The sequence below is a fragment of the Rhizobium sp. P1_E1 genome, assembly GCF_056406015.1.
The window spans coordinates 13,264-26,514 of the sequence record NZ_JBFUAY010000036.1 but is presented as its reverse complement, the minus strand read 5'-3'; the positions used below and the strand labels follow the sequence as shown (position 1 = coordinate 26,514).

At 61.6% G+C, this 13,251-nt stretch carries 9 protein-coding genes; 6 read left to right on the top strand and 3 right to left on the bottom strand.

The window, feature by feature from the left end; translation table 11 throughout:
- The first annotated feature begins 1 nt into the window (after nucleotide 1).
- A complete protein-coding gene (locus AC1D1Z_RS14905; RefSeq protein ID WP_003562795.1) occupies nucleotides 2-1,048 on the top strand; it encodes a carbohydrate ABC transporter permease in 1,047 nt (348 codons plus the stop codon).
- Between the two features lie 261 nt (nucleotides 1,049-1,309).
- Here the strand turns inward: AC1D1Z_RS14905 and AC1D1Z_RS14900 are convergent, their stop codons facing one another.
- Nucleotides 1,310-2,359: a LacI family DNA-binding transcriptional regulator gene (locus AC1D1Z_RS14900; RefSeq protein WP_245268279.1), complete on the bottom strand. Its 1,050-nt coding sequence runs from the start codon at nucleotides 2,357-2,359 to the stop codon at nucleotides 1,310-1,312.
- Between the two features lie 102 nt (nucleotides 2,360-2,461).
- On the bottom strand, nucleotides 2,462-3,097 hold the full coding sequence (locus tag AC1D1Z_RS14895; protein ID WP_018245908.1) for a TetR/AcrR family transcriptional regulator: 636 nt from the start codon (nucleotides 3,095-3,097) through the stop codon (nucleotides 2,462-2,464).
- A gap of 110 nt (nucleotides 3,098-3,207) precedes the next feature.
- Here AC1D1Z_RS14895 and AC1D1Z_RS14890 point away from each other — a divergent pair, with 110 nt between their 5' ends.
- The 5 genes from AC1D1Z_RS14890 (at nucleotide 3,208) to AC1D1Z_RS14870 (ending at nucleotide 11,284) form a co-directional block, all read left to right on the top strand.
- Nucleotides 3,208-4,281, top strand: coding sequence for an efflux RND transporter periplasmic adaptor subunit (locus AC1D1Z_RS14890; protein WP_018245907.1), 1,074 nt, complete (start codon nucleotides 3,208-3,210; stop codon nucleotides 4,279-4,281).
- Entirely contained in the window at nucleotides 4,278-5,363 is a 1,086-nt protein-coding gene (locus tag AC1D1Z_RS14885; RefSeq protein ID WP_018245906.1) for an efflux RND transporter periplasmic adaptor subunit, read from the top strand. The genes AC1D1Z_RS14890 and AC1D1Z_RS14885 overlap by 4 nt, the downstream gene beginning before the upstream one ends.
- Entirely contained in the window at nucleotides 5,360-8,434 is a 3,075-nt protein-coding gene (locus tag AC1D1Z_RS14880; protein ID WP_018517829.1) for an efflux RND transporter permease subunit, read from the top strand. Before AC1D1Z_RS14885 ends, AC1D1Z_RS14880 begins: the two co-directional genes overlap by 4 nt.
- Nucleotides 8,435-8,510: 76 nt before the next feature.
- Nucleotides 8,511-9,680: an alpha/beta hydrolase gene (locus AC1D1Z_RS14875; protein ID WP_018245904.1), complete on the top strand. Its 1,170-nt coding sequence runs from the start codon at nucleotides 8,511-8,513 to the stop codon at nucleotides 9,678-9,680.
- A gap of 152 nt (nucleotides 9,681-9,832) precedes the next feature.
- Entirely contained in the window at nucleotides 9,833-11,284 is a 1,452-nt protein-coding gene (locus AC1D1Z_RS14870) for an NCS1 family nucleobase:cation symporter-1 (protein WP_018245903.1), read from the top strand.
- A gap of 65 nt (nucleotides 11,285-11,349) precedes the next feature.
- On the opposite strand, the gene AC1D1Z_RS14865 is transcribed toward AC1D1Z_RS14870, so the two are convergent.
- Nucleotides 11,350-13,233, bottom strand: a complete 1,884-nt coding sequence (locus tag AC1D1Z_RS14865; protein ID WP_018245902.1) for a HAMP domain-containing methyl-accepting chemotaxis protein — start codon at nucleotides 13,231-13,233, stop codon at nucleotides 11,350-11,352.
- Between the last annotated feature and the right edge of the window lie 18 nt (nucleotides 13,234-13,251).

Below are 13,251 nucleotides of genomic sequence, written 5' to 3'. Positions count from 1 at the left end.
GATGAACCCGATCAGCTTTTTCACGCGCACACGCCGGGCCGGACGCATCGATATAACCGACATATTGTCATGGGTCTGGCTGATCGGCGGAACCTTTGTGGTGTTGCTTCCGGTCCTCTGGGCGGGCCTCTCCTCGCTGAAGCCGGCCGCCGAGATCACCCGGTTTCCGCCGACGCTGCTTCCCCGGGCCGCCGTCGAACAGACCGTGCCCGGCTTCGACAAGCCGCTCAGCCTCTGGCAGGTTACCGTCGACGGCCAGCAGCGTGAAATGGCCATGGTCCGCCGCATCGGCCTCAAGGCCCAGATGGTCGACCCCGCAAATCCGGGACCACCCGTCAGCGTCGACGTCAAGGGGATGACGCCGGTGCAGAAGCTGACGGTCGCCACGCAGAATTACACCGATCCGCTGACGCGCTTCAACTTCCTGACCTTCCTCAAGAATTCGGTGTTCGTCACCTTCGTCGCAACGCTCCTGACGCTGATCGTCAACGCCATGGCGGCCTTCGCCCTATCGAAATACAAATTTGCTGGTGATACGACGGTCTTCGTCATCATCATTTCGACTTTGATGATTCCGCTCGCTGTCGTCATGGTGCCGGCCTATCTCGTCATCGTCGGGGTCGGGCTTGCCGACAATCTCTGGGGCGTCATCCTGCCGACGGTCGCCTCTCCGACCGCCGTCTTCCTGCTGCGGCAATATATGCTGACCATACCCGACGAGCTGATAGAGGCGGCGCGCGTCGATGCGGCGAGCGAATTCTGCATCTTCTGGCGCATCATCCTGCCGCTGACGGCACCGGCTCTCGCGGTGCTGGCGATCTTTTCGGTGCTCTGGCGGTGGAACGATTTCCTCTGGCCGCTCATCGTCCTCAATAGCCGCGAGAATTTCACCCTGCAGGTCGGTCTGAACGCGTTCCAGGGCGAGTTCTCGGTGCAGTGGCACTATATCCTGGCGATGACGTTCCTCAGCCTGCTGCCTGTCACCGTCGTCTTCCTGTTCCTGCAGAAATACATCACCACGGGCATCGCCGGAACAGGCATGAAATGAACGGTGCTGGCGTGGAGAAAGACCTCCTCGCAGCCGCCGAAGAACCATACTGTCTTCCTCCCGGCTGAGGCGCGTCGCATTGAACTTGTTTCATGCGGCGCGCTTCGGTCTTTGTCTTGGACATGCTCTCAAGCGGTCGTCGATTGTTGAGTGACATGCACCCTTGCCTGGGCAGTAAAGTTCACACCTATTCGTCTGAACCGCTCCAATTTTGTTTAGGCAAATACCAGGGATTCAGCACAATTCCCGGGACCCAAACATCTAGCGCGGCGGCGCGATGCTGCCGCGCAGGACGAGATGACATCCGAGTTCCAGGCGATGGGCGGGCCGCTGCGGATCGTTGGCAATCAGCCTCTGTTCGATGAGCGCCAGGGCGGCGGCACCGAGCCTGTCGGTGGGAACGCTGATTGTCGAAAGCGGCGGACGGCTGAATTCGCCGGGGACGATGTCGTCGAAGCCCAGGACGGAGATCGCTCCGGGCACGCGTATGTCGCGATCGGCCAATGCCTTCAGGCAGCCGAGCGCCAGGTTGTCGGCGGCGCAGAAGACGGCGGTCGCCCCTTTCATCGTGGGATCGCGGTCGAGCAGCGTGTTGATGGCAGCCTCGCCGTGCCTGGGCTCATATCCCTCGGCCTCGACGATCATGTCGTCCGGTACGGGAAGCTGGGCGGCGAAATAGGCGTCGGTAAAGCCGTCATATCGGCGCTGGATCGTTGTGCGGCCCTTCCAGGTCAGGTGCAGGATGCGGCGATGCCCGAGTGCGAGCAGGTGCTCGATGCCGAGCCTTGCCCCGAAGCGATTTTCGGGGGTGACCGTATCGACCAGCATGGCCGGGTCTTCGCCGTTGACGATGACGACGGGCATATCAGGGGAGGCGAGGCTTCGGATGAGTTCCGGCTGATCATCGTTCAGAACCACGATGCCGTCGGCGCGCTCGGAGAGGGCGATCTGCCTGACCTGGGCGCCGTCGATGCGACGGCCGGTGCTGACAAAGGGCACGATCCTGATGCCGCGGCGCTCGCACTCCCTGCGAAGGCCGTTGAGGATCGTCCAGCTCACCAGGTTGAGGTCGCTCTCCGGCGCGGCATCGTCGGGAATGGCGAGAAGCAGGACGCGTAAGGTCGCGATCGTTGCCTTCTTCCTCCGGCGGTCGAGGTAACCCAGGCGTTTTGCCGAATCCAGAACCCTCTCGCGCACCTCGATTGTCAGCGGTGCGGTTCCGTTCAGTGCGTGCGAGGCCGTGCTCAGCGATACGTCAGCATCGCGCGCGACATCCTTGAGATTGACTTTGCGTTCCACTTTTTCCGTCACGAATTGAGGTCATACCTTCGAAGGCATGGCTAACTCGATGTTTTTACATAAAAACTTGAGAAAAGCTACGTGCCTTGCGCGGTATTTTTCGTCATTCGGCGATCAGTTCTTGGCAAGCAGGCCGTTGAGCAACAGGTCGAAATAGGCCCGCAGGAAGGCCTCCTTGTTGGGAGTGGGCACGCGGCGGTCGTCGAATATCAGCCGCAGAACTGTCGTCGTCAGGATGGGGGCGACGACGATTTCGGAGAATTCCACCGGAATTTCGCGAAACTCCCCCGACGCCACACCCTCCAGAATGAGAGCGTCGACCTTGGCGATGATCGGCTCAATGAACTGATCGTGGTGGCGGTCGATCAGGTCGGGGAACCGGTGTCCTTCGGCAATGACGAGCCGCGTCAGCTCGCGTGTCGTGCGATCCTCGGCGATTTGGTCGTAGAGCAGGCCGAGAATGGAAAGCAGCCGGTCGGTGGCGCTGCCGCTGAGGCTTGCGGTGATCCCCAGCAGCTCCTGAAACGGCACGGAGAAGTGGTTGATCATGGCTTCGAAAAGCTTCTCCTTCGTCTCGAAGTAGACGTACACCGTACCCTTGGTGACGCCGACCCTGTCGGCGATGTCTTCGACGCGCGTGCCGGTGAAACCGCTTCTCACGAACTCCTCGAAGGCGGCATCCAGGATCTGGATGGGCCGCAGCGCTTTCTGTTCCGCGCGCGTGATCTTCTTCTGATTCTGAGCTGCCATTTGCCTCGCCTCCCGTGTTGCGCACGCCCTCGTTCCTGCGGCACAAAGTTTCATTGACTAATGCGTCAGTCAATTATATAGGAGCTGCCGTTGAGAGCAAGAGGTCAACTATGAGAACCATTCTGGTCGCCACAGCGATCGTATGCGCCATCGGTCTCGGATCATGCAGCGATGAGCGCGGACCGACTGAGCCAACCCCACGGCAGGTCGGCGTTGTCGTCGCCAAGCCTGAGCCGTTGGTCCAAGGTGGCGCAATCACCGGAGATGTCCGCGCCCGTGTCCAGACCGATCTGTCCTTCCGCGTCAGCGGCAAGATCATCGAGCGGCTGGTGGAGGTCGGGCAGTCCGTGAAGGCGGGGCAACTCCTCGCGCGCATCGATCCGGAAGAGCAGAAGGCTGACCTGGATGTGGCGGCAGCCAATCTTCAGTCGGCTGAGGCGCAACAGACCCAGGCGCAGCTCGCATACGACCGCCAGCAGAGCCTGTTTCGAACGCAGGTGACGACGCGTGCGGCACTCGACCAGGCGCAGGAGGCACTTCTGACCGCGCAGGCATCGACGAAGTCGGCGCAGGCGCTTTTCGAAACCGCCCAGGATACCCTGTCTTATACGGAGCTGAAGGCGGATGCCGACGGGGTGATCACCGCGCGCAACGCCGAGGTCGGGCAGGTGGCGCAGGCCGCCCAGGTCGTCTTCACCCTTGCCCATGACGGCGACCGGGATGCCGTCTTTGAGGTGGTCGAAAGCGCGTTCCTGCGCCCGATCGACGGCGACGGGACCGTGACCCTTCTGTCGAACCCGACGCAGAAGATCGCGGCGAAGGTTCGCGAGATTTCGCCGACGATCGATTCTTCCACCGGAACCATCAAGGTCAAGGTCGCGATATCGAGCGACGCTCCGATCCCTCTCGGCGCTCCCGTCGTCGGAAGATTCAATTACGTCTCGCAGGACGTCATCCAGCTTCCCTGGTCGGCCATGACGTCCAAGGGCGGCAAGCCTGCCATCTGGATCGTCGATCCCGCATCCTCTGCAGTTTCGGCAAGGGCAGTGGATGTCGCTGGCTACGAGACCGGCAGCTTCATCGTGAAGTCGGGCGTGTCGGAAGGAGATGTCGTGGTGACCGACGGGACCAAGTTCCTCAGGGCGGGTGAAATCGTGTCTTATGTCAAGGAAGCTTCCAAGTGAGTATTCGTTTCAACATAGTCGCACTGATGGTGGGCACGGCCCTGATTTCCTCTTGCGCACCGCAGGAGGAAAGCAAGGACGAAGCGCCCCGTCCCGTGCTGTCGATGACAGTCAAGCAGATGGCCGCTACGAGCCTAGGCCTGACCGGTACGATCGAGCCGACGATCGAGACCGAACTCGGCTTCCGGATTCTCGGACGGATGATCGCCCGCAACGTCAATGTCGGAGATCTCGTCAAGAAGGATGATGTCGTTGCCGCGATCGATCCGCTGGCGCTGGAGCTTGCCGTGCGCAACGCGCAGTCGGACGTGGAAAATAGCGACGCCCAGCTCAGAAACGCGGTGACGACGGAGCAGCGCCAGCGCGCGCTGCTGGAGTCGCGCTCCGGCACCGAAGCCTCACTCGAGGAGGCCGAGCAGGCAAGGCGAACCGCCGCAGCCGCCGTCGCCAAGGCGCAGGCCAATCTCGACAAGGCGAGGGAGCAGCTCGGCTATGCGCAGCTGCGGGCGGAATTCGATGGCGTGGTGACGGCGACCTCGGCCGAGGTCGGCCAGGTGGTGTCGGCCGGCCAAACGGTCGTGACCATCGCCCGGCCGGACAAGCGCGACGCTGTGGTCGACGTGCCCCAGGCCGCCGCCCAGAAACTGAAAATCGGCGCGCCCTTCGAAGTGACGCTGCAGCTCGCCCCGACGATCCGCACGTCGGGCGTCGTGCGCGAGATCGCCCCGGAGGCGGAGACCGCTACCCGCACGAGCAGAACCAAGATCGCGCTCGCTGATCCGCCCGAGGCCTTCAGACTCGGCTCGGTCGTCACTGCTTCTGCAACCATCGCTGCAGATCCTGAGATCGTGCTGCCTTCCTCGGCAATCCTTGCCGGCAGCGACGGCCCGAGCGTCTGGATCGTCGATGCTCCCGCCAGGAAGGTATCGCTCCGCCGCGTGAAGATCGACGGCGACGTCGAAGACGGCGGCACCGTTCGCGTCACCGAAGGGCTCGTCCCCGGAGAAAGGGTAGTCGTGGCAGGCGTGCATAAACTTGAAGATGGCCAGGCCATCAGGATCGACCAGGAGATCAGCCAGTGAAGTCCTTCAATCTTTCCGACTGGGCGCTCGAACACCGTTCGCTCGTCTGGTACTTCATGATCGTCTTCATTCTCGCAGGCGCCTTCTCCTACGTGAAACTCGGCCGCGAGGAAGATCCGAACTTCACGATCAAGACGATGGTGATCACCGCGCAGTGGCCCGGCGCCTCCGCCGATGAGGTGACGCGGCAGGTGACCGACAGGATCGAGAAAAAGCTCCAGGAACTGGAATCGCTCGACTACACGAAGAGCGAGACCGTTGCCGGCCAGACGACCGTCTTCGTCGAGCTGCTGCCGACCACCAAGGCAAAGGATGTCGCGCCGACCTGGCTGCGCATCCGCAACATGATCGCCGACATCAAGGGCGATTTTCCCACGGGGGTCGTCGGTCCTTTCTTCAACGATCGCTTCGGCGACGTCTTCGGAAACATCTACGCCTTCACCAGCGATGGGCTTACCCAGCGCCAGCTTCGCGATCTGGTGGAAGATGCCCGTTCCAAGGTTCTGACCGTGCCCAACGTTGGCAAGGTCGATGTGGTCGGCGCTCAGGACGAGGCGATCTATCTCGAATTCTCCACACGCCAGATCGCAGCGCTCGGGATCGACCAACAGTCGGTCATCCAGACCCTGCAGGCGCAGAATGCCGTGACTCAATCCGGCTTCGTTGACGCCGGGCCGGAGCGCATCGCGTTGCGGGTCAGCGGACAATTCACCTCCGAGGACAGCCTGAGATCGATCAATCTCCGAATAAACGACCGCTTCTTTCCGCTGAGTGACGTCGCCACGATCAAACGCGGCTACGTGGATCCGCCCTCGTCGCTGTTTCGCTTCGACGGCCAACCGGCGATCGGGCTTGCCATCGGCATGAAGCAGGGCGCCAATCTTCTGGAGTTCGGCGAGGGGCTCGACGCGCAGATGAAGCGTGTTGTCGCTGACCTTCCGATCGGCGTGGACGTTCACCGCGTTTCCGATCAGCCGGCCGTTGTCGACGAAGCGGTGTCCGGATTTACCCGCGCGCTGTTCGAAGCGATCGTCATCGTGCTGATCATCAGCTTCATCAGCCTTGGTCTTCGCGCCGGCATGGTGGTGGCGATCTCCATTCCGCTCGTCCTGGCGATCACCTTCGTGGTGATGGAATATTCCGGCATTTCGCTTCAGCGCATCTCGCTCGGCGCGCTCATCATCGCGCTCGGGCTGCTTGTCGACGACGCCATGATCGCCGTCGAGATGATGGTGGCCCGTCTGGAGGCGGGCGACGATCTGAGGAAGGCCGCCACCCACGTCTATACATCGACCGCCTTCCCGATGCTGACGGGAACGCTCGTCACCGTTGCCGGCTTCATTCCGGTTGGTCTCAACAACAGTGCTGCCGGTGAATTCACCTTCACGCTTTTCGTGGTCATCGCAGTTTCGCTGATCGTTTCCTGGGTGGTGGCGGTGCTGTTCACGCCGCTTCTCGGCGTCACGATCCTGCCGAAGACGATGAAATCGCATCACGAGAAGAAGGGCCGCTTCGCTTCCATCTTCTCCTGGCTTCTGGGGCTGGCAATGCGCTGGCGCTGGGTCACCATCATCCTCACGGTCGGCGTCTTCGGGCTTTCCATTGGCGGCATGGGGCTGGTGCAGCAGCAGTTCTTCCCGAACTCGGACAGGACCGAGCTCGTCATCGACTGGAACCTCCCCCACAACAGCTCGATTGCCGAAACCAACAGGCAGATGGCCAGGTTCGAAAAGGAGATGCTGGCCGACAACAAGGATATCGATCATTGGACGACCTATGTCGGCCAGGGTGCGCCACGCTTCATCTTGTCCTTTGACGTGCAGACGCCCGACGTGTCGTTCGGACAGACTATCATCGTCACCAAAGGGCTGGACGTGCGCGACAAGGTGCGGGCGGAACTGCAGGACTATCTGACGAAAACCTTCCCCGGCACCGACGCCTTCGTCAAGCTTCTCGACATCGGTCCGCCGGTGGGCAAGCCGGTCCAGTACCGGGTCACCGGCCCCGATATTCAAAAGGTCCGCGATCTCTCGCAGCAGTTTGCCGGCGTCATGGGATCACACCCGCTTCTGGCAAACCTGGTCCTGGACTGGAACGAGCCGTCCCGCGTGGTGAAGGTCGATGTCCTGCAGGACAAGGCGCGCCAGCTCGGCGTATCCTCCGAAGACATTGCCACCGCCCTCAACGGCATCGTCGAAGGCTCGACAGCCACCCAGGTTCGAGACGACATCTACCTGGTCAACGTCATCGGCCGCGCCAGGGCATCCGAGCGCGACTCCATCCAGACGCTTGAGAATCTGCAGCTCTCCACCTCCAACGGCAAGGTCGTGCCTCTCTCCGCCGTGGCGAATTTCCGCTACGAGCTCGAGCAGCCGACGATCTGGCGTCGCGACAGGCAACCCACCATAACGGTCAAGGCAGCCGTCGTCGGTCCGACGCAACCGGCCACGATCGTCGACCAGCTCAAGCCCAAGGTGGAAGAGTTCCAGAAAAACCTTCCGGTGGGATACAAGGTGGAAGTGGGCGGCGCGGTCGAATCCAGCGCCGAGGCTCAGGGGCCGATCGCGGCGGTTGCTCCGCTGATGCTGTTTGCGATGGCGACGATCCTGATGATCCAGCTGCAAAGCTTCAGCCGCCTCTTCCTGGTGTTCGCCGTCGCGCCGACGGCCCTGATCGGCGTGGTCGCGGCGCTCTTGCTGAGCAATGCTCCTATGGGCTTCGTCGCGATCCTCGGCGTGCTGGCGCTCATCGGCATCCTGATCCGCAACTCCGTCATTCTGGTCGTCCAGATCGAGCATCTGCGCAGTGAAGGAATGGCGCCCTGGCAGGCCGTCATCGAGGCCACCGAACACCGCATGCGGCCGATCATGCTGACGGCCGCGGCGGCCACGCTGGCGCTGATCCCGATCTCGCGCGAGATCTTCTGGGGCCCGATGGCCTACGCCATGATGGGCGGCATCGTCGTCGGAACGGCGCTCACCCTGCTGTTCCTGCCTGCGCTCTACGTCGCGTGGTTCAGGATCCGGCGGGATGAAGGCGTCGTCCAGGCCGATGTCGTGGCAGAGGCGTGAGCACGGGCTTCGACGTCCATCGCATGCGGCCGTCGCGGCGGCCGCTGCAGGTCCTGGCTTCCAAGGAGAGAACTCGATGACGGGCCAGCGGTTGAATGAGTTTCCGTTGGGGGCCAAGATGATGCTGGTCGCGATCGGCCTGGCGATGCTTGCCGGTTGCGCTACACGACCGTCGCCTGATGTGTTGAACCCGGTCCATCTGCCGGTTCATCTCAATGCATCGCTTCAATCCGATGAAGCCGCCTCGAGCCGCGTAAACGTGCTCGCTGCGACAAACAGGAACCCCGATACCGCGCGCGGCGGGTTCGGGAGCGCATGGGCTGACAATCTCACCTACGAGCAATATGCGTTTTCGGTCCCTCCCAACCGGAAGGACACCGCGATCACATATCCGACCTCGAGGCCGGATCCCGAACGCCAATTTGCCGTCATCCAGCGCAAGCAGCTTCCAAAGGACGCATTCGTAGAGGAGGCGCTCCGCTCCACGCAGTCCGATGGCACCGTCGGCATCTTCGTCCATGGCTACAATTATAGTTATCAAGAGGCGTTGTTTCGCACCGCGCAGATCGCCGCGGACGCCAATATTCCGGGCTCTCCGATTCTGTTTTCCTGGCCATCGGCCGCCGCCGTCGCAGGCTATGTCGCCGACCGCGATGCGGCGCTGTCCTCGCGCAGCGACCTGGACTCGCTTGTCACCTCGCTCTCGGCTTCAGGAAAGGTGAAACGCATCATCCTTTTCGGACATAGCATGGGAGGATTCCTGGTCATGGAGACCGTGCGCCAGCTCAAACTGCAGCATCGTGACGACGTCATCGATAAACTGGCGGTGATCCTGGCCGCCCCTGACATTGACATCGATGTTTTCCGGTCCCAGCTGAAGGATATCGGGCGGATGCCGATCCCGATATCTCTTCTCGTTTCGAAGGACGACCGGGCGCTGGTGGCCTCGAGCTTCATAGCGGGAGAGCGGGCGCGTGTCGGACGTCTCGATATCGACGATCCCGTCATCAGGGAGGCTGCCTTGAAGGAAAGGCTTCGGGTCATCGACATTACGTCGATCCAGGCGTCCGACGGGCTGGGGCACGACCGCTACGCATCGCTTGCCAAGTTCGGCGCGCAGCTTGCCTCCTTCGAAAGCGGGAGACGGTCGAGCGCCGGCGACGTTGGCGCCTATGTCTTCGATGCCGCCGGCGCAGCAGTCGCAAGTCCCTTTCGGCTGGCCGGACGTGTTGTCGGCTCGCAATGATGAGAACTGGTGTCTCAGGCAGGCGCACATGGCTAATCCTGAGGCATCGTCAAGAGATGTGTACAATGTGACTATTAAATTGTCAGCTGCACAAATGAAGAGCAGACTTCCGCCTGTGGTCGATTTGGCCTCAAGGATAGGGGAGGGCATTCATGAGCGTACGAAATCCGTCTCCCTCGTTATACAACGAGGATCTTGCACCCGCCGAGGAGCGTAAATGGGGTGCATTCAGCATCTTTAACGTCTGGACGTCAGACGTCCACAGCCTGTGGGGTTACTATCTGGCGGCGAGCCTGTTCCTGCTGTGCGGCAGCTTCGTCAATTTCGTCATCGCCATCGGCATCGGATCTCTGGTCATCTTCTTTTTGATGAGCCTGGTCGGCAATGCCGGCGTGCGCACCGGCGTACCCTTTCCGGTCCTGGCGCGCGCCTCCTTCGGCACGTTTGGGGCGAATGTTCCGGCACTGGTCCGGGCGGTGGTCGCCTGCTTCTGGTACGGGGCGCAGACCGCCGCCGCATCCGGCGCCATCGTCGCCTTGCTGATCCGCAACGACAACCTGCTCGCCTTTCACCAGAACAGCCACTTCCTCGGCCACTCGACCCTCGAGGTCATCTGCTACGTCATCGTCTGGGCGCTGCAGCTACTGATCATTCAGCGTGGGATGGAAACGGTTCGCAAGTTCCAGGATTGGGCCGGTCCGGCCGTCTGGATCATGATGCTGGTGCTCGCAGTCTATCTGGTCGCCAAATCAGGCACCTTCTCCTTCGGGTCCGAAATCCCGCGCGACGTGCTGATCGAAAAGACCAAGGATGCAGGCGTGCCGGGTGAGCCTGGTTCGATTGCAGCGCTTGCCGCCGTGGCCGCCACATGGATCACCTATTTCGCGGCTCTCTACCTAAATTTCTGCGATTTCTCGCGCTACGCAACGAATGAAAAGGCTCTCAGGAAAGGCAACCTCTGGGGGCTTCCGATCAACCTTCTGGCGTTCTGCCTGGTCGCAGGTGTTACGACCACCGCCGCCTTTACGGTCTACGGAGAGGTGCTGCTGCATCCGGAACAAATATCGGCGAAATTCGACAGCTGGTTCCTGGCGCTGCTGGCCGCGCTGACATTCGCGATCGCAACGCTCGGCATCAACGTCGTGGCGAACTTCGTGTCGCCGGCCTTCGACTTCGCCAATGTATTCCCGCGCCAGATCAACTTCAAACGCGGCGGATATATCGCCGCCCTGATCGCTCTCGTGCTTTACCCGTTTGCTCCCTGGGAGACGGGTGCGGCGCATTTCGTCAATTTCATCGGATCGACGATGGGGCCGATCTTCGGCATCATGATGGTGGATTACTATCTCATCCGGAGAAGCCAACTGAACGTCGAAGCGCTCTATCATGAGAATGGCGAGTTCCGGTTCCAGAACGGATGGCATGGCAATGCCTTCATCGCATTTGCGGTTGGCGTGCTCTTCTCATCGATCCTGCCGACCTTCACCACCATCCTGCCGGACTGGTGGGGAACCTACGGCTGGTTCTTCGGCGTCGCCATCGGCGGGGCGATCTATTTCGTGTTGAGAATGGGCGCGCGGCGCAATCCGGCCTTCGCGTCATGATCGAATGAAAGCGCCCGGCAATCGCCGGGCGCCTTTTCATGTCTGGTTTTCTGCTGCCGCCTGGTTCAACGGCGAGCCGCAACCGCATGCACGGCTGCACGAGCAGCGGGCTGCGCCATCGTTCTCGCCGTCGACCGAAGGGCCGAGGAATGGCTGGTGGCCACATCGTCGAGCTTGAACTGGGCGATGAGCTCGCGAAGCTTCTGGGCTTCCTGCGCGAGCGAATCGGATGCCGCCGTCGACTGTTGCACCATGGTTGCGTTCTGTTGCGTGGTCTGGTCCATCCGGTTGACCGCGACGTTGACTTCGCTGAGGCCGATGGACTGCTCCTTCGCTGAGGTGGCGATCGAATCCATATGGTGATTGATCTGGGTAATGAAGCCGCCGATGGTCTTCAAGGCCTGGCCGGTATCGCGCACCAGCTTGACCCCGCCTTCCACCTCCTTCGAGGAGTTCTGGATCAGGCCCTTGATTTCCTTGGCCGCACTTGCCGAGCGCTGGGCGAGTTCGCGCACTTCCTGGGCGACGACGGCGAAGCCCTTGCCGGCCTCGCCGGCTCTCGCCGCTTCCACGCCGGCATTCAATGCGAGTAGGTTGGTCTGGAATGCGATTTCGTCGATGACGCTGATGATATTGGAGATCTGCTGCGACGACGTCTCGATGCGTCCCATCGCCTCTTCGGCGTGGGAAACGACTTCCGCGGAGACCCCGGCGCTGCGATTTGCCTCCGTGGCCACCGTGCGCGTCTCCTCGGTTCGCTTGCTGGAGTTCGACACGTTCGCCGTGATCTCTTCCAGCGCGGCCGCCGTCTCTTCGAGCGAGGCGGCCTGCTGCTCCGTGCGCTTTGCAAGATCGCTCGCCCCGGAAGAAATTTCCCGCGTGCCTTCGTCGATCGTGCCGATGCTGTCGGATATTGCTCTCAGCGTCGCGCCAAGCTGGTTGACGGACTGGTTGAAGTCATGGCGTAGCGCCTCGAAGTCGGGGGCGAAGGTCTCGCTGAGCTGGAAGGCGAGGTCGCCTGCGGCCAGCCGCTTCAAACCGGCGGCGAGACCCGAGGTAGCGATGCGCAGCCGTTCCGAGGCGTCAGCCTCCGCCTGCTGCTGGGCGGCAAGGCGGTCGGCCTCCGCCCTGTTGCGGTTTTCGTCGGCTTCCATTGCCATTCGCTTGTTGGTGATCGCGGCCTGGCGGAAGATCTCCACCGCTCCCGCCATCGATCCGATTTCGTCGGCGCGGTCAGCGAACGGAATCTCTGAACCGGTGTCTCCCTCGGCCAGCCGCCGCATCGAGGCGGTGATGCCGGTAATCGGATTGGCGATGCCCGTCAGAACGAAGACGACGGCGCCGAGAACGAGCAATCCCGCAAAGCCGATCGCGGCAAACAGCTCGAATTCTATCGAGGCGAAGGTCTCCTTGCTGAGTTCGGCGGCCTTGTTGCTGCCGCTGACGTTCAGTTCGACCAGGGCCGCAGTTGCTTCTTTGAGCTTATCCGAATGCGAGCGCATCTCTCCACCCAGATATTGCCCGGCTTCCTCGGTCTTGTTGGCCCGGGAGAGGACGAGCAGTTGCGAGCTGCTGGCGATGTAGCCACCAACGCTCTCCTTGATCGTCTTGATCAGTTCGCGCTCGTGGTCGGACGAAGCCAGCGGGAGATAGGCGTCTACCGCTTTGCCAACTGTATCCTCAGCGACTTTAATGGCCTCTTCGCGCGTTTTCTTTTCTGCATCCGACTGCGCGATGATGTGATCACGATAGGCGAGGCGCAAATTCGTCATGGCGAGATTGATCGCTTGCGACGCCTGCACGCTCGGCAGCCAGTTGGTCGCAATTTCTTCGGTGGAGCCGTTCGTATTTCGAAGACCGTCGACCGCGAGATAAGCGACAAGCCCGAAAAGAAGAGCTATGCCGCTGAAAATCAACAGCAAACTCGATTTTATGTTTGGACGACGCATTGAAAGCCCCCATCGAAC

Coding starts and splice junctions, on each gene's coding strand:
- AC1D1Z_RS14905 (WP_003562795.1), top strand. CDS start 2: ATGAACCCGATCAGCTTTTTCACGCGCACACGCCGGGCCGGACGCATC.
- AC1D1Z_RS14895 (WP_018245908.1), bottom strand. CDS start 3,097: ATGGCAGCTCAGAATCAGAAGAAGATCACGCGCGCGGAACAGAAAGCG.
- AC1D1Z_RS14890 (WP_018245907.1), top strand. CDS start 3,208: ATGAGAACCATTCTGGTCGCCACAGCGATCGTATGCGCCATCGGTCTC.
- AC1D1Z_RS14875 (WP_018245904.1), top strand. CDS start 8,511: ATGACGGGCCAGCGGTTGAATGAGTTTCCGTTGGGGGCCAAGATGATG.
- AC1D1Z_RS14870 (WP_018245903.1), top strand. CDS start 9,833: ATGAGCGTACGAAATCCGTCTCCCTCGTTATACAACGAGGATCTTGCA.
- AC1D1Z_RS14865 (WP_018245902.1), bottom strand. CDS start 13,233: ATGCGTCGTCCAAACATAAAATCGAGTTTGCTGTTGATTTTCAGCGGC.